Origin of the sequence: Enterobacter cloacae complex sp. ECL72 (assembly GCF_019056635.1) — a bacterium.
GTDB lineage: Bacteria > Pseudomonadota > Gammaproteobacteria > Enterobacterales > Enterobacteriaceae > Enterobacter > Enterobacter hormaechei_C.
The window spans coordinates 1,036,444-1,053,613 of the sequence record NZ_CP077659.1 but is presented as its reverse complement, the minus strand read 5'-3'; the positions used below and the strand labels follow the sequence as shown (position 1 = coordinate 1,053,613).

Annotated in this window: 16 protein-coding genes; 3 read left to right on the top strand and 13 right to left on the bottom strand. The window is 56.7% G+C overall.

The genetic code is table 11. From position 1 onward, the window contains the following. Positions 1–31: 31 nt before the first annotated feature. The 3 genes from ltaE (at position 32) to KTH07_RS04955 (ending at position 3,538) form a co-directional block, all read left to right on the top strand. A complete protein-coding gene (gene ltaE, locus KTH07_RS04965; RefSeq protein ID WP_075606756.1) occupies positions 32–985 on the top strand; it encodes a low-specificity L-threonine aldolase in 954 nt (317 codons plus the stop codon). Positions 986–995: 10 nt separating this feature from the next. Further along, a complete protein-coding gene (locus tag KTH07_RS04960) occupies positions 996–2,432 on the top strand; it encodes an SDR family oxidoreductase (protein WP_023303382.1) in 1,437 nt (478 codons plus the stop codon). A 92-nt stretch (positions 2,433–2,524) separates the two neighbouring features. Next, positions 2,525–3,538, top strand: a complete 1,014-nt coding sequence (locus KTH07_RS04955) for an NAD(P)-dependent oxidoreductase (protein WP_017384852.1) — start codon at positions 2,525–2,527, stop codon at positions 3,536–3,538. 146 nt (positions 3,539–3,684) lie between these two features. Here KTH07_RS04955 and KTH07_RS04950 read toward each other — a convergent pair whose 3' ends face one another. The 13 genes from KTH07_RS04950 to gspE form a co-directional block, all read right to left on the bottom strand. Beyond that, positions 3,685–5,496, bottom strand: coding sequence for a glycoside hydrolase family 19 protein (locus KTH07_RS04950; RefSeq protein WP_017693713.1), 1,812 nt, complete (start codon positions 5,494–5,496; stop codon positions 3,685–3,687). Positions 5,497–5,630: 134 nt separating this feature from the next. Beyond that, complete coding sequence (gene iagB / locus KTH07_RS04945; protein WP_017384854.1) at positions 5,631–6,071, bottom strand: type III secretion system invasion protein IagB; 441 nt, start codon at positions 6,069–6,071, stop codon at positions 5,631–5,633. A gap of 102 nt (positions 6,072–6,173) precedes the next feature. Beyond that, positions 6,174–8,876 carry a glycosyl hydrolase family 18 protein gene (locus KTH07_RS04940; protein ID WP_217310893.1) on the bottom strand — a complete coding sequence of 901 codons (2,703 nt, stop codon included), beginning with the start codon at positions 8,874–8,876 and terminating at the stop codon, positions 6,174–6,176. Positions 8,877–9,130: 254 nt separating this feature from the next. Continuing rightward, positions 9,131–9,928 carry an A24 family peptidase gene (locus KTH07_RS04935; protein ID WP_023303380.1) on the bottom strand — a complete coding sequence of 266 codons (798 nt, stop codon included), beginning with the start codon at positions 9,926–9,928 and terminating at the stop codon, positions 9,131–9,133. Further along, a complete protein-coding gene (gene gspM, locus KTH07_RS04930) occupies positions 9,925–10,410 on the bottom strand; it encodes a type II secretion system protein GspM (protein ID WP_017384857.1) in 486 nt (161 codons plus the stop codon). Before gspM ends, KTH07_RS04935 begins: the two co-directional genes overlap by 4 nt. After that, positions 10,407–11,540 (bottom strand): type II secretion system protein GspL, encoded by a 1,134-nt coding sequence (gene gspL, locus KTH07_RS04925; protein WP_032103415.1) that lies wholly within the window; start codon positions 11,538–11,540, stop codon positions 10,407–10,409. Before gspL ends, gspM begins: the two co-directional genes overlap by 4 nt. Before the next feature lie 15 nt (positions 11,541–11,555). Next, positions 11,556–12,566: a type II secretion system minor pseudopilin GspK gene (gene gspK, locus KTH07_RS04920; protein ID WP_017384859.1), complete on the bottom strand. Its 1,011-nt coding sequence runs from the start codon at positions 12,564–12,566 to the stop codon at positions 11,556–11,558. After that, complete coding sequence (gene gspJ / locus KTH07_RS04915; protein ID WP_063161949.1) at positions 12,563–13,171, bottom strand: type II secretion system minor pseudopilin GspJ; 609 nt, start codon at positions 13,169–13,171, stop codon at positions 12,563–12,565. Before gspJ ends, gspK begins: the two co-directional genes overlap by 4 nt. Then, positions 13,168–13,548, bottom strand: a complete 381-nt coding sequence (gene gspI, locus KTH07_RS04910; protein WP_015571001.1) for a type II secretion system minor pseudopilin GspI — start codon at positions 13,546–13,548, stop codon at positions 13,168–13,170. The genes gspJ and gspI overlap by 4 nt, the downstream gene beginning before the upstream one ends. Next, positions 13,541–14,026 (bottom strand): type II secretion system minor pseudopilin GspH, encoded by a 486-nt coding sequence (gspH, locus tag KTH07_RS04905; RefSeq protein WP_023303377.1) that lies wholly within the window; start codon positions 14,024–14,026, stop codon positions 13,541–13,543. The genes gspI and gspH overlap by 8 nt, the downstream gene beginning before the upstream one ends. Continuing rightward, entirely contained in the window at positions 14,026–14,475 is a 450-nt protein-coding gene (gene gspG / locus KTH07_RS04900) for a type II secretion system major pseudopilin GspG (RefSeq protein WP_003858352.1), read from the bottom strand. The genes gspH and gspG overlap by 1 nt, the downstream gene beginning before the upstream one ends. Positions 14,476–14,478: 3 nt before the next feature. Next, entirely contained in the window at positions 14,479–15,687 is a 1,209-nt protein-coding gene (gene gspF, locus KTH07_RS04895) for a type II secretion system inner membrane protein GspF (protein ID WP_032619993.1), read from the bottom strand. Beyond that, positions 15,687–17,165 (bottom strand): type II secretion system ATPase GspE, encoded by a 1,479-nt coding sequence (gspE, locus tag KTH07_RS04890; RefSeq protein WP_032619994.1) that lies wholly within the window; start codon positions 17,163–17,165, stop codon positions 15,687–15,689. Before gspE ends, gspF begins: the two co-directional genes overlap by 1 nt. Positions 17,166–17,170: the final 5 nt, after the last annotated feature.

Below are 17,170 nucleotides of genomic sequence, written 5' to 3'. Positions count from 1 at the left end.
CACAAGACCTCTTAAATTAAAGGGATGTGAAATGATTGATTTACGTAGTGATACCGTTACCCGTCCGGGCCGCGCCATGCTCGAAGAGATGATGGCCGCCCCGGTCGGGGACGACGTCTACGGCGATGACCCGACGGTCAACGAACTCCAGCGCTATGCGGCAGAGCTGAGCGGTAAAGAGGCTGCCCTGTTCCTGCCCACCGGCACGCAGGCTAACCTGGTGGCGCTGCTCAGCCACTGCGAGCGCGGCGAGGAGTATATCGTCGGCCAGGGGGCGCATAACTACCTGTACGATGCCGCACCCGACGGTACGCTGCCGCTGGACAAAGTCGCGGCGAAAATCAAAGCCGACGATATTCACTTCGCCCGCACTAAACTGCTGAGCCTCGAAAACACCCATAACGGTAAAGTCCTGCCGCGCGAATACCTGAAAGCGGCATGGGACTTTACCCGCGAGCGTAAGCTCGGCCTGCACGTTGACGGCGCACGTATCTTCAACGCCGTGGTGGAGTACGGCTGCGAGCTGAAAGCGATCACCCAATATTGCGACTCGTTCACCATTTGCCTCTCTAAAGGGCTGGGTACGCCGGTAGGTTCCCTGCTGGTTGGCAGCGCGGACTACATCAGGCGCGCCAACCGCTGGCGCAAAATGACCGGCGGCGGGATGCGTCAGGCGGGTATTCTGGCGGCTGCCGGACTGTACGCCCTGAAAAATAACGTGTCACGCCTGAAAGACGATCACGACAATGCGGCGTGGATGGCAGCGCAGCTGCGTGAAATCGGCGCTGATGTCATGCGTCACGACACTAACATGCTGTTTGTCCGCGTCGGCGATGAGCATGCTGCCGCGCTGGGCGACTTTATGAAAGCCCGAGGCGTGCTGATTAACGCCTCCCCGGTCGTACGGCTGGTGATGCACCTTGACGTTAACCGCGAGCAGCTGACCGAGGTGGTGGAACACTGGCAGGCATTTTTACAGCGTTAAGGAGCATACCGTGCCGCAACGTATTCTGGTGCTCGGCGCCAGCGGGTATATCGGTCAGCATCTGACCACTGCGTTAAGCCAGCAGGGGCACCAGGTGCTGGCAGCGGCACGTAACACGGAACGCCTGCAAAAGCTACATTTGCCTGGCGTGACGTGTCACAACGTTGACCTTAGCTGGCCGAAAGCGCTTCCTGCGCTGCTGGAAGGGGTCGATACGCTTTACTACCTTGTCCACAGCATGGGCGAAGGCGGCGATTTTATCGCCCACGAGCGTCAGGTGGCGATGAACGTTCGTGATGCGCTGCTGCAAACGCCGGTGAAGCAGGTGATTTTTTTAAGCTCGCTCCAGGCGCCTGAGCACGAGCAGTCAGACCATCTGCGCGCCCGACAGCTGACGGCAGAAACGCTGCGGAGCGCCCGTATCCCCGTTACCGAACTGCGGGCAGGGATCATCGTCGGCGCGGGGTCCGCCGCGTTCGAAGTGATGCGCGATATGGTCTACAACCTGCCCGTGCTGACGCCGCCGCGCTGGGTACGCTCGCGCACCACGCCCATTGCGCTGGAGAATTTACTCCACTATCTGGTGGCATTGCTGGATCACCCGGCGGAGCAGCATCGCGTGCTGGAGGCGGCAGGTCCGGAAGTGCTGAGCTATCAGGCGCAGTTCGAACATTTTATGCGGGTGAGTGGCCGCCACCGCTGGCTGATCCCCATCCCCTTCCCGACCCGCTGGATATCGGTGTGGTTTTTGAATGTGATCACCTCCGTGCCGCCGACGACCGCCAAAGCGCTTATCCAGGGGTTGAAGCACGATCTGCTGGCGGACGATCTCGCGCTGCGCGCCTTAATTCCCCAGGAACTCATCCGCTTTGACGACGCGGTGCGCAACACGCTGAAAGAGGAAGAGAAGCTGGTGAACTCCAGCGACTGGGGTTATGACGCGCAGGCGTTTGCCCGCTGGCGGCCCGAGTACGGCTATTATCCGAAACAGGCGGGCTGTACGGTAAAAACCACGGCCAGCCTGGCAGCGCTGTGGGAAGTTGTGAACCAGATCGGCGGCAAAGAGCGCTATTTCTTCGGCAATATTCTGTGGCAAACGCGCGGCGCGCTGGATCTGCTGGTCGGTCACCGGCTGGCAAAAGGCCGCCCTGCCCATCCCTGGCTGAAGGTGGGCGATACCGTCGACAGCTGGAAAGTGATTATTGTTGAGCCGGAAAAACAGCTGGCGCTGCTGTTTGGCATGAAGGCGCCGGGGCTGGGACGGCTCTGCTTCACCCTCAAGGACAACGGCGACCATCGTGAACTGGACGTTCGGGCATGGTGGCATCCTCACGGAATGCCGGGTCTGTTTTACTGGTTGCTGATGATCCCGGCACACCTGTTTATCTTCCGCGGAATGGCGAAACGGATTGCGCAACTGGCAGAAGAAAAGCGGGAAAATAACTAAATAAAACTCTTAATCTTTCACCTTTCCCATTGCAACACATCGTAATTCACGAAAGAATGCGCACGAAATTCTTTTCAACACAGTGGATTGTTATGAAGGTACTGGTTACCGGGGCGACCAGCGGCTTAGGCCGAAATGCGGTCGAGTTTCTGCGCAACAAAGGCATCAGCGTGAGGGCCACCGGTCGCAATGAGGCGATGGGTAAGCTCCTGCAAAAAATGGGCGCTGAATTTGTCCATGCCGATCTGACGGAGCTGGTCTCCTCTCAGGCCAAGGTGATGCTCGCCGGTATCGATACGCTGTGGCACTGCTCCAGTTTTACCTCTCCGTGGGGTACCCAGGAAGCCTTTGATCTCGCCAACGTGCGCGCCACGCGTCGTCTGGGCGAATGGGCCGTCGCCTGGGGCGTGCGTAACTTTATTCATATCTCCTCCCCGTCGCTCTATTTCGACTATCACCACCATCGTGATATTCAGGAAGATTTCCGCCCGGCGCGCTTCGCCTGCGAGTTTGCCCGCAGTAAAGCGGCGGGCGAAGAGGTGATCGACCTGCTGGCCCAGTCAAACCCGCACACCCGCTTTACCGTGCTGCGTCCGCAGAGCCTGTTTGGGCCGCACGACAAAGTCTTTATCCCGCGACTGGCCCAGATGATGCACCACTACGGCAGCGTGCTGTTACCGCGCGGCGGCGATGCGCTGGTGGACATGACCTATTACGAAAATGCCGTTCACGCCATGTGGCTGGCGAGCCAGCCGGAATGCGATAAGCTGGTGTCGGGCCGCGCGTACAACATCACCAACGGCGAACCCTGTACCCTGCGCAGCATTGTGCAAAGGCTGATTGACGAGTTAAAAATCGACTGCCGGATCCGTTCTGTTCCTTACCCGATGCTGGACATGATTGCCCGCAGCATGGAGCGCTTTGGCAGTAAATCGGCGAAAGAGCCTGCGCTGACGCATTACGGTGTATCGAAGCTCAACTTTGATTTTACGCTGGATATTTCGCGGGCGGAGAACGAGCTGGGATATAAACCGATTGTATCGCTGGATGAAGGGATAGTGCGTACGGCGGCGTGGTTACGGGATCACGGGAAGTTGCACCGGTAAGCGTTCCAGCCTCATGTAGGCCGGGTAAGCGCAGCGCCACCCGGCAAAAACCAGAGAGTGCGGACTGATGCCTTCACCCCGGCCCTCTCCCACAGGGAGAGGGTGCAGACACTAAAACGGCAACCCTGGGGGTTGCCGTTTGCTGTTTATAATGCCGTCCAGGCTTCAGCCCATGCCAGACCTGCGCCAGGTTCATAGTACGTCGGCGCATTGTTACACCAGCCGCTGTACGGGAACGGTTTGCACTGGAATAGTTTACCGTGGTTGTTCACGATATCACCGGCGTTGTACTTGCTGTTCGCGCTCCATGCCGGGTAAGACGTATCTTCTCCGGATGGCGTTGCCGCTTTCGCTTTCACGTTCAGCAGGTAAGACGTGGTGCTGCTCAGTTCGCCATCGCTAACGGTCAGGCTCACTTCATACTGCTGCGCCGTCGCAGACTCTGGTGCTGTAAAGGTCACAACCGCTTTGTCCTGACCGGTAACAGTCTGACCATCCTGGGAACGCCAGGTATACGTCAGCGTGTTACCATCTGGATCGGTAGAGCCTTCGGCGCTCAGAGAAACCTGCGCACCCGCTTCCACTGCACCGATCGGACCGGCAATCTGCGCAACCGGCGCGTGGTTCACCACAACCGGCGTTTCATCCGGCGTTGGGGTTGGTGCCGGCGTTTCATCGTCGGATGGCGTCGGTGTTGGCGTGACCGGCGTTTCGTCCGGGGTCTCGGAAGAACCCTCGTCGTTAACAATTTTCACGTTAAAGAAGTGCTGCACGCACTTGCTGTAGTCACCGTCTTTAAATGCGCTGAACGGGGTCTGGTAACCCACCAGCTGGCAAGAGTAGGTTTTGCCGTCCGGAGTATCCGCGCTCCATCCCCAGTCCTGTTCCCAGTAAATCTTCAGGGCGCCTGCGCCACCTTCGTCGAACTGCTTCATGTTGGCGCAACCCAACACTTCGTTCGCCGGAACAGGCACTTTCAGGTAGTTCGCGAACTCTTTGTAGTACTTGATACGGTTTTGAGACTGCGCAATTTCAGTCGGGCCGCCGCACTCAACGCCGCCGTTGATGATCTGGGTGGTCACACCAAAGCCCGGAACCAGACCGTTGGCTTTATCGTGATCGTTCGGCTGCCATGTACCGTCGATCACCTGCAACATGCTTGGTTTTGGCGGCTGCGGATAGGCGAAGAAGAAGATCGCACTCGCCAGGTTCAGCCAGGTGTCCGCCACCAGCTCAGGTTTGTCGAGCAGCGTACGCACGTCGCCGTACATCGCTTCAGAGAATGGGCCGTAGTTGTAATTGTAGGACAACTGTTTCGCACCACGACCGAAGTAGCTCAGGAAATCGCCGTCTTTATCTTTACCGCAAGGCCAGGTCTGCCCCTGCCAGACGTCCGGGTTACATTCGCCGTTATAACCGCCCTTCTGCCCTTCGCTCCAGCCCATTTCACGTACGTGGACCAGCGCCTGACGCCATTCGGCTTCCGGACGCCAGCTTTCGTGGCCGCCGGTCTCCTGGGCAAAGTGGGCAAACATGGTGGCCAGCTCTTTGCGGCAGATGGCGTCGCTGTCACGACCGTCATTGTAGGTCTTACACAGCGCCGGGAATTTACCCACGGCTTTCAGGAAGTTGCTGTAGGTATAGGCCTGCGCGCGCAGCGGGAAGAGATATTCCCAGTCGCTGGCTTTCACAATCCCTTCAACGCGTTTAACGTTGTCCGGGTTCGCCGCCCGGCCTGGCTCAATCAATTCAACCTGCGCGTTATCCAGCGTCTGGATGGTCTCTTTAACCGAAGCCATCAGCGGGAAGTCCGTCAGTTCCTTCTCTTTCTTCGCCAGATCGCTGGCTTTGATGGTGTACGGCTCACTGCTGGTCTCCTTCAGGTTAGCAGCCTGAGCCATGAGTGGCGCCACGCAGGCTCCCGCAATGAGTACACTCAGTAACGTCCTTTTGTTCATTTCAGTTTTCCTGTTCGTTTAAAATTAAATGTTATAATCCCGGCTTAGGTATTACTCCGTTAATACATAAACCACATTCAGCTGTTTTCACTTTTCGAAGAACACCTTCAGGAATTCTTCAAAAATAAAAAACGTTAATAACGTGCTGCTAATTTGAGTTGCTGATATTTGGCCCAGACCTTATGGGCATATTTCATCCTCTGCGGATAATTTTCTTTTTTCAGTCCGGCGTTATACGCGCCAACGGCTTCCCAGTTATAGCCATACACCCTGATCATCCCGGCGAGGATAGAAGCCCCGACCATGATCGAAGTACATGGCTCCGTGATTAACCGGTATTCGTCGATTCCTCTGCTTTCCAGCGCGGTAAAATGCGAACTGTTGATTTGCATCAGCCCGACATCCCGCGTGCCATCGCGGTTTTGCCCAACCGCATACGGGTTCATTCCGGATTCCACATTCGCTATCGCGTACAGTAAATAAGGGTCGACATGATAATAATGCGCCGCTTTATTCCAACAGTTTGCCAGAGCGCTTTGGCTTATTATCAATAACAACAAAATCAACTTTTTCATTTTTACCTGCTGACAGTTTCGGTTATTTCTCCTTACCAACATCCTGTAAAATGAATTTTGAATCACTCCCCCTCTAAAAGGGGGAGTCATTAATGGGTTAGATTATTTGCAGTCTGTTGATGCGCCTTCTTTTACCCATACGTCGCTGTTGGCTGGGTTATCACCACGGGTCCACCATTTCGCACGGTAAACGTTTCCTTCATAGGTGGTAGTGTCGCCGCCGTTGTAGACCAGGTCAGAACGCCAGTTCATCTTCACGTTGCTCACCAGCTCCCATGCATCCACACCGAAGCCAGGCTGATTGCCCTGGGTCCAGTACTTCGCTTTCCACACCAGATGGTCGAAGCTTACGGTATCGCCACCGTTGTAGATTTTGCTGGATTCCCACGCCGCATATTTGCTGGCGTTAGCATCCACAGGTGCATCGCAGCTCCCTTTGTCAGACGGTGGAGTCACATCATCAGCCGGAGGGGTAACGTCATCCGCCGGGTTAGTGTCTTCGTCATCTGGCACAGGTGCAGGCGCCGCTTTCGGATTCACGGTGACCTGGACGTTAGACTGCACGCTGGTCTTACCGTCGCTCACCACCACGCTCAGGGTGTAGGTAGACGTCGAGCTCACTTCCGGCGCAGTGATGTTCACGTTCGCGGAGTCAGACCCGGTAGCGTGCATATCTGCTGGTACACTCCAGGCGTAGGTCAACGCATCTCCGTCTGGATCCGCGGCCTGGGCATGCAGCGCATAGGTTTCACCTGATTCAAGCGTGATCGCTTCCATTGGGTTTAAAACCGGTGCCTGGTTAGCTTTCGGCGCCTTGTTCACCACCTGGATATCAATCGCGTTGCTCAGGCCTTTTGCATCGGTCACCGTCAGGCGGAACACCATGGTCTGGTCGGACGTCGCGGCGGCAACGTTAAAGGTCGCTTTCGCTTTGGTGCTGTTGGTGATGGTGACCGACGGACCAGAGACCTGGGTCCATTTGTAGGTAATCGCATCGCCATCAGGATCGCTTGAAGCAGAGCCATCGAGCGTGACGGTTACCGGGCCAGACACGTTCTGATCGGCAGAGGACGCGATTGGCGCGTGGTTGGTGACCTCCGGATCAACCGGCGTAGCGTCGCCGCCCAGCAGGCTTTCGTTCATCGCGTTCAGGATGTCACCGGTGTCAGAGTCGATAGACCATGCGAACAGGCCACCCAGTTTATTCGCCAGAACATACTTACCTTTCGCCGTGGTTGAACGCGCATCTTCATACGTGATCAGGTCGCCGGTAGTTTTGTTGAAGACGTAAGGGGCTTCCGCATCAGCGTCGTAGCCGTATTCCCAGCCTGGTTTGCCTTTGTATTCGTTAACGATCTGACGATAGTCAACCACACCGGGTTCCCAGGTCCCTTTCACCATACCTGTAGCGGTGCCGGTGAAAGGATTGTTACCGGTGTAGCCATGCACGCCGGTCCAGCCGCGGCCATACATTCCCGCACCCACCACGATCTTGCCTGGTTGTACGCCCTGGGAAAGCAGCGCGTTAACGCCATTTTCAGTGGTGTAGTCAGTGTCCGGACGCCATGCTGGCGCGCGCAGCGCCGCCTGGTGGCCGAGAACGGTGTTGCTCCAGCCGCCGTAGAAGTCATAGCTCATCAGGAAGATGTGGTCGAGGTACTGCTGAGCGGCAGTGTAATCCACGTCTTCGATCTTATCGCGGCCTGCACCGATGGCGCTGGTCAGTTCATAGGTACGGCCCGTCTGTGCAGACAGCTCGTTCAGCATGGTGCGCAGGTCATGCATCAGCGCGGTATAGGTCGCTTTATCCTGCTGCGGATTGCCCAGGTTTTCGCTCACACCGCCGCCGCCAGGGAATTCCCAGTCGATATCCACGCCGTCAAAGAATTTCCAGGTCTGGAGGAACTCTTTCACAGAAGAGACAAAGCGTGCGCGGATAGCCGGGTCACCCATGTGGAAGAAGGGATCGGAGAGCGTCCAGCCGCCGATAGATGGCAGCACTTTCAGGTCCGGATGCGCTTTTTTCAGCGCCATCAGCTGGCCAAAGTTACCTTTATACGGGTCGTCCCAGCCGGAGACGCCAGCCTGTGGTTTTTGCAGCGCAGCCCATGGGTCGTGGATCGCCACGGTATAGTCAGGTCGGCCCTTACAGTCGTTCTGGAGCACGCGGAAGCTGTTGCCGCCTTCAATGGTTTTCAGGCCGTCGTTGATGCCGTCACCGCCACAGATTGGAATGAAGCCGTAAAGAATGTGGTTGAGGTTTGCCGCAGGGATCTTATCAACCGGGAAGTTACGGTCATAAACGCCCCACTCCGGGAAGTAGGCCGCAACCACTTTATCGGTATGCTTCGCAAACGCTTTGTTATTCTCTTTGAGAGACGTATTCAGCGGCAGCAGGTGGCTACCGTCGGTGTCTGCCACAATAATCAGCTTGCTGGCGCTTTTCGCACAGCCGCTGGCGTTACAGACTTCAACCTGCTCCTGATAACGCCCGCCTTTTTTCACTTTAAACGTTGCAGAGCCCGTCGCGTCGGCTGCGCCGGTCCATACGGTTTGTCCGTCCAGCAGAACTTTCGCTGAAGTTGGCGCATCACCACTCCAGACGTTCCACTCAACTTTTACATCCACGCCATCGTTATGCACTTTGACAAGATTGTTATAATCCTGGGCTGCCTGATCCACTTCCACCAGGGCAAATTTGTCATTGCCATAGCCGATCGTCGGTGCCCCTGGCGCTGCTGCAAATGCGGAGCTGGTTGCCGCCGCAATAAAGAGCGCCAGATATTTTGGCTTCATAAATTTCATTTTTATTTCCTGATAAATTTATTCGTAACGTAATAACCCATGTCTTCCGTGAGATCATGGATGCGTTTCGCGTAATGCGTATTTAACCAACGTGTGTGCCGTGAACAAAAAATTGTTGCTGCGTTGTATTCCTCCATTAAAAGATACAAGCTGAAATTCCGTGTAGCTTATATCTCTTACGATACACTGAGCGTAAAGGGTCGTCCTTCCCTTCCTCCATCAAAAAGATTTATAAAAAATCTTGACCTGTATATTTAAAATGTGAAAGCAAATTGCTGGCTCATAAACACCACTATTCCAGCAAAGGCGAGATAAGGACCAAAAGAAATAGTGAGGTTATTTTTATTTAAATTATTTACGGCGAAATAACCGACAATACCGCTTAACGCTGCCGCCAGTTCAATGGAGGGCAACACCTGCCAGCCGCACCAGGCGCCCAGCGCCGCCAGTAGCTTAAAATCCCCGTAACCCAGACCTTCTCGTCCCGTGATCAGACGAAAAGCCCAGTAGAGCAGCCAGAGCGACAGATAGCCCGCCACCGCGCCGAACAGCGCATCGCGTAGCGGCAACGTGTGGTCAAACGCATGGAGCACTAACCCCGCCCACAGCAGCGGCTGGGTCAGGCAGTCCGGAAGCAGCTGATGCTGCCAGTCGATCATGGCCAGCGGCAGTAAAAAAGCCGCCAGTAACCACAAAGAGAACAGCGCCTGAACGTCCGGCATGCACCAGGCCGTGATGCCAAAAAACAAGGCGGAGATCAGTTCGACCAGAAAGAGTCGCAGCGGGATCGCGCTGCCGCACTGGTGGCAGCGTCCCCGTAATAACAGCCAGCTGAGCAGCGGGATGTTTTCCCACGCGGCAAGTGCGTGCTGGCACACCGGACAGTTCGAGGCCGGAAAGAGCAGATTGCCACTCCCCTCCTCATCCATCACCATCCCCGGTACGCGTTCGGCGACAACGCCAAGAAAACTGCCCACAATGCCGCCCAGGATCGCACTCATTATCGGGAACCCTACCGGAAAGGCGTCCCGCATCAGCGAAAAGGTATTCATGCGTTTTTTGACCAGGTGAGCTGCACCTGCGCTTTCACGTCGCTGAGGTGGTCCACCGGCGTGAGGTTTATTTTTTGCAGTCTCACGCCGGAGGTCTGATTAATTTCACGCAGCCAGCTTCTTAATTCATACACATTCACCCGATTCAACACGAACGATAAAGTTTGCCCCTCCTGGCGCATATCCGTCAGTGAAAGGTTAATTTCATGGGCGCTGTTCTCGACCACCGTACGCGGATTATTCGTTTTGACTATCTGGACCTGAAGATGATTTTTATCAATTTCACTGCGCATCCAGTTAAGGGTTTCTTTTTGTCTTTTAAGCGTCGACTTACTATTTTGAATCATATTATCCAGGGGGATCACTCCCGTGTAATACACCACTGCCCCCACAATGGCAACGGCACATATTTTTAAAATAATTTTTTCCCGGGTGCTATAATTCTGATAGCGTGACTTCAGCTGCGCGATTCGCTCTTTCATTTATGTTTCCCTGCGATCATGGCGGTATACGGTTCGGTTGTTGAAACAGGCTGTAAGGTAAAATCAAAATTCTCACTGGTCTGGTTAACAAACGCCTGCAACGCGGGCTGGTTTTGCGCGCTGACGCTCAGCGTCAGGGTGTTTTGCTGCGCATCGTATTCCAGCAGCTCGATCTCCATCGCAGGGACTGACTGCCGGGCGTTCTCCAGCTCATCAAGCTGAAGAAAGAATCCCTTGCTCTGTTTTTTCAGGCTTTGACCAAAGTGATATTTGATATTGGTCTGCTGGCGCATGCTGGGGAAATGGTGCTGATAAACCTGGACGATCTCCTCCTGCACCCGATTTTCCTGCTGCACCAGCATCCAGGCCATTGCAATGCGTGGCCCCAGCAGCAGAGCAACAGACAGCACACCCGCCGCCACCATCGCGGCTTTCATACTTTTCGCCGCCCGCCCATTACCGGCCTTAAGGCTGAATTCACCGTGAAGCAGGTTAACGCGGCAGGTTTGCCACTGCGGCTGAATCAGTGCCAGCGGATGCTGCCAGGCATGCTGCACGTCAACGTGCACCTTCGCAGGCGCATCGCCGTAACACCACACTTCCCCGACCCCGGCTTTCTGCATTAACAGCGGCAGCAGGGTTGCCTCCATTTCACCTGCCACATGGGGCGATAAACGCAGCCAGTAGCTATCATCCTGTGCGACCAGCGTGCTGCCCCCTGTCGTCACGGGTAGCAGCCAGGCATCAGGCAGGGCCTGAATCACGTTTAATCCGGCCTCCTGACAGCGGGTTAATGCCGCGCGCAGGCGGTCGGCGTCAATGGCCACGGCGTCGACGTCGGCCCCTTTTTTGTGGAGTACCGTCCAGTGGAGGTTGTCCACGTCGCCAATCAGCGTCTCTTCCGCCATCCACGAGAAGGCCATCGCCTGAGAAGCCACCTTTTTCGGCAGCGTAAAATGGCGGAAAATCATGTCGCTGGCGGGCAACAGGAGACAAACGCGCGTAGCCAGGGGGTGTTCGGCCAGCATCTCCAGGCTGTCGACCACCTCGACGCGCTCGCTGCCGGACTCACACCACATTATTTTTCCGCCCTCGCGGCTGTCGGGACGAACAAAAAGTACCTGTTTCATAACGTTCTACTTTGCTTATTCAATCATTCGGTAACGACGCTGCCACGTCACGATCTCACCGGCTTCGTTATTCACCTGAAGCTGGCTGACCACGCGAAGCGTTAATTCATCGGTATTGCCGGTGTAATTCACGCGGAAGTACCGGCTGTTTATAGAAAATTGATCCGCCACCTGCGGGAGATCGTCTTTTAACTGCGGGAAGGCCTGCTCCAGCGCTTTGCTGAACGCTTCCATATTTTCCCAGCCCGATTCCGGACGCGCATCCAGCAGGCGAACGGCGTCATCCCGCGTCAGTTTTCCGGGGAACATGGCCGCCAGCACGGCGGCCTGTTCCGGTTGCAGGGTGTTGACATCGACCTTGCTGGCAGCGTCCGGCAGCGCGCATAACAGCTTGCTCACCTTCGGATACGCCGTAACAGGGAACGCCGGCAGCAGTTTGATTTCCGCGATGCTGCGCATCATCTGATTTGCCGGTTGCCGCGCGGGCACGACGCCAGCCCACGCATCGCTTTCGGCCCCCTCCTTCGCCGTGGTGCTGTCACCATCGAGATAATCCACCAGCTGGAAATAGACCGCCTCCGCCGTGCCCGGGCTGAGGCCGCTTTCCGTCAGGAGTTGTTCAACAATCCGCGCTTTACGCGATTTTTCCGCCACCCCGGGAGCGCTTTGCCCCTGGGGTGCGATGTCGGCGGTCAACAGGTTATTGACGTTAAAGCAGTCCTGCGCATCTTCCACCTGGCTCACGACCGTATAGTCCTCACCCTGCGTCTCCAGCGGCTGATGCCAGTCGCCGTCCAGGGCCAGTGGCTTGCTCTCGCCGCTGGCGTCGGTCTGTAACCGGTCCTTCACCACTTTTTCCTGGGTCTGCATCGCCCAGCGCAGCTGCTGCTGGCTTACCTGATAATGCGTTTTCTGCAAATTACGGCAGAACTGCTGGCTGATTTTGGCAGCCAGCGCCGACATCATCACCAGCAAAATCAGCACCACCAGCAGGGCGACGCCCTGTTGTTGACGGATCCGTTTCATGGTCTGGTCTCCGGCGAAGGCGCTGGCGCCGCGGCAGCGGCCACCTCCGGCATATCACCCGGTGTAGTGAACACCCAGCGCCAGGTATCCCCGCTTTCCATCGTCAACGTAACCTCCACGCCGTCCGGCAGATGGGCGGCGTCGTGCCAGGCGGTCAGCCAGCCCTGACGATAAAACCGCCACTGCAATGATTTTACGCCGCTGACAATCGGCACCTCGTCAGGCTTAACGTCCGCCGGGCCGTCAATGACCGGCCAGACGTCGCGATACAAACGCCCCTCTTCCAGCCGCCAGCGCACGCGCTCCAGCTGGACCGTTCCGCTCACGCCATTCAGGGTGGTCAGTTCAAGAGCATCGCCCTCCTGACGAAACAGCTCCGGCTCATTACGCGGGGCGCGCGCCTGAAGCTGGAAAAAATCACGCTCCATCAGACTCCAGGCGCGCTGAAGCTGGTTGAGCTTTGCGGCGCTGGCATCGGTGACCGAGCTGGTACGCATCGCGCCGTCCAGAATTTGCCAGGCCAGGGTGCTGATCACCGCGAAGATAGTCAGCGCAATCATGATCTCCAGCAGGGTAAATCCGCGCTGGCGTCGCGTTTTCTTCACTTGCTCTCTCCCGGCGGAATGATGCGCAGGGAGATAACCGGCTGGCTCTCATCGCTTTCCGCATATACGCGTAGGGTATTCGCCCAGACGTTGTCGGCGGTTTTCACCCGCTGCTTACGCCAGTTCCAGCTGCGCCCGCCCATGATTTCCGTCCCCTGCTGTTCAGCATCCGGGAAGTCAGTTCTGGTGAGCTGTGCCTCCGCCAGCTGGTTTTCCGCCACCCAACTGGCCTGCAAGGTATCGGCCAGGCCATGGGTAAAACGCACGTTCAGGGAGACCGAGTTCATCAGTGCCAGCGCGGCGGTGGAGAAAATCACCAGAGCGACCATCACCTCCAGCAGCGTCATCCCCTTTTGCTTTTTGTTGCCGTTAGCCATCGTTTTCTACCGATACCGGCGCCGCACCGTGCGACACCACGCGGAAATGGTGCTGTTTGTCGTAACTTTGCAGCGTCAGCGTAAAGCGGCTGATTTCACCGTCCGGTAAAAAGATCACCTGCGGCTCGGAGGTCACCGTCGCGGCCAGACGCTGCGGCGAAAGCGACACATGCATCTCTTCCGGAAAATCACCTTTGGTGTTAATGCGTCCGGCAGATAATGGCATCCAGTGACGCTCGCCTTTTTTATCGGCGATCGTCACCAGCTGATATTTATCGGTGGCGATCACCAGCCCGACAATATTTCCGTCCATCACCGCACGGTCTGAACCATAATCAACGAGCGCTTTTAATTGCTGGCCAAATATATCCGCGCCGCTGCGCGAAGGAATGGTGGACACCACCATCATGGCGCAACTGGCAAATATCACCAGCGCCAGAATAATTTCCAGCAACGTAAAGCCGCGTTGATTTTTCATTATTTCTCTTTCTTATCGAGAGACCAGTTGGTAATGTCATCGGCGGTATTGGCTTCGCCGTCCGGACCGGCTGAGAAGACGTCCACCGCGCCGTGTTCACCCGGGCTCACCAGAAGATAATCATTGCCCCAGGGGTCCTGCGGCAGGCGACGGATATAGCCGTCCGTGCGGTAGCCGTTCGGGATTGGCGCGATTTCAGGTTTGGTCACCAGCGCCTGCAAACCCTGCTCTGTGGTCGGGTAGCGGTGGTTATCCAGCTTGTACATATCCAGCGAGCCTTCGAGCGCGACAATATCGCTGGTTGCTTTTTGCGTATCGGCTTTTTCCTTATTGCCCATTAAATTTGGCACCACCATACTCGCCAGTACGCCGAGAATAACAATGACCACCATTAATTCGAGCAATGTAAAGCCCGCCTGGCGAGCCAGGTTTTTACGTTTTAAAGCCATGATTTAACCTACCATATTATTAAGTTGCAGAAGCGGTTGTAATATTGACAGAACGATGAATAAAACAATCGTCGCCATGGATACCACCAGCGCCGGTTCAAAGACCGACAGCGTTAATGTAATTCGATGTTGTAAGGCCGATTCCTGATTTTCCGCCGCGCGATCCATTAAATTACCTAATTCCCCGCTCTCTTCACCGGAGGCAATCATATACAGCATGGTGGGGGGGAATAATTTCGCCTGTTCCAGCGCCGCATACAGCGACGCCCCCTGACGCACGGTGTCGGCGGCCTGCTCCAGCACCTGCCGGGCATAGCGGTTTTCAATACCGTCCATCGCGATATACATTCCCTCTAGCAGCGGCACGCTACTGGCCTGCAAAATGCTCAGGGTACGGATATAGCGGGCGCTGTTGATGGCGCAGACCAGCTTTTTAATCGGCGAGCCGTTCACCAGCCAGCTGTGCCAGCTAAAACGGTTTTTGGCATTCCTCAGCCAGGTTTTGAAGCCGATAAAGCCGCCCCCCAGAATGCCCACAATATAAATGCCCCAGGCTTGCAGGAAATCACTTACCGCAATCAGCGTCCGGGTGGTGATCGGCAGCTGCTGCTTCATGTGGGTAAACTGCTCGATCACCTGCGGCACCACCGCCACCAGCAGGATGCTGATGACCGCGATGGCGACCACGGTGAGGGTTATCGGGTAGACCATTGCCTGCGTCAGCTTGCTTTTCATCTTCTGGCGCTGCTCGTTGTACTCCGCCAGCTTTTCCAGCACGTCGCCCAGGTGACCGGTTTTCTCCCCGGCCATCACCAGCGTGCAGTAAAGCTTGTCGAAGGTGCGCGGAAACTGGCTGAAGGCATCGAACAGGGTGTGGCCTTCCACCACCTTCTCGCGGATCTCCACCACCATCGCCGCCAGCTTTTTGTCTTCCGTCTGCTTTGAGATCGCTTTCAGCGCGCTCTCCAGCGGCAGCGCGGCGTTGACCAGCGTCGAAAGCTGACGGGTAAACATCGACAGCACCGGAGTGGAGAGCTTCACCCCGGTTTTCGCTTTCCCGCCAGCCGCCGTTTCGCGGGTTTCGGTGATGCTGACGGGCATCAGCTTTTGCTCGCGAAGCCACTGGCGAACCTGCTTCTGCCCCTCGGCCTGTAACGTCCCGCGCTGTGTTTTCCCCGCGGCATCCGTTGCCGTCCAGGCGTAGAAAGCCATTACGCATCCCCCCCACGTTCGGCGGTGACGCGCATGACCTCTTCCAGAGACGTCACGCCGCCGATCACCTTCAGCAGCCCGTTTTCACGCAGGCTGTAGGCATGCTTAAAAAGCTGCGTTTCGAGGGACATTTCGTCCTTATCTTCATGGATGGCGCGGCGCATGGCGCTGTCCACCACCAGGAATTCATGGATACCGGCGCGGCCCTGATAGCCGCTCTGACGGCAGTGTTCGCACCCCACCGCGCGGTAAATCGCGTCTGGCGGCGCGGCCATAAAGCTGAACAGCGCTTTTTCATTGGCGTCCAGCGGACTGGTGGTCCGGCAGTGCGTACACAGCCGACGCACCAGACGCTGGGCAATGACACCGAGCAGCGATGAACCGATTAAGAAGGACTCCAGCCCCATATCCCGCAGACGGGTTATCGCCCCTGCGGCACTGTTGGTGTGCAGCGTCGACATCACCAGGTGACCGGTCAGCGACGCCTGCACCGCAATCTGGGCGGTCTCACCGTCGCGAATTTCCCCGATCATCACCACGTCCGGGTCCTGACGCAGAATGGCGCGCAGCCCGCGGGCAAAGGTCATGTCCACGCGCGGGTTAACCTGCGTCTGCCCCACCCCTTCCAGCTCGTACTCAATCGGATCTTCCACGGTCAGAATGTTGCGTTCGTGGCCGTTCAGCGCCGAGAGTATGGCGTACAGCGTGGTACTTTTACCGGAACCCGTCGGGCCGGTAACGAGGATGATCCCGTGCGGGCGGTCGATCAGCCCTTTCAGCTTCTCCAGCTCTTCATCAATCAGCCCCAGCTTGTTGATGTCGGGCTTGAGATTGCTTTTATCGAGCAGGCGCATCACCACGCGCTCGCCGTACTGGGACGGAATGGTCGAGACGCGCACGTCGATGGCCTTGCGACCGATGCGCAGGGAGATACGGCCATCCTGCGGGAGGCGTTTCTCGGCGATGTCGAGTTTCGACATCACCTTGATACGCGACACCAGCAGCGGGGCGAGCTTACGCGCCGGTTGCAGCACCGGGCGCAGCACGCCGTCAACGCGAAAGCGTATGCTCAGGGTGCGCTCGAAGGTTTCGATATGAATATCCGACGCGCCGTCCTTCACCGCCTCGCCGAGAATGGCGTTGATCAGGCGGATCACCGGCGAGTTTTCGTCGTTATCGAGCAGATCTTCGTTATCCGGGATCTCCTCGGTTAACGCCATCAGATCGATATCCGCGTCCATGTCGTCCACCAGCTGCTGCGACACGCCGCTGCTCTGCTGCCAGATTTTAGCCAGCATCTCGTCAAACGCTTCCGGCGCCAGGGTGATCGGGACGAATGCGCGTCCCAGCACCCGGCGCACCTCCAGCAGTGCTAATGCCGGGGTGTCCTCACGGATATAGACGTCATTGTTGTAAAGCAGAACGCCGTTATCTTTTGCGTAGTTGCTGCTACACAGGGTTTTAGTCAGTTCGTCCACGTTTC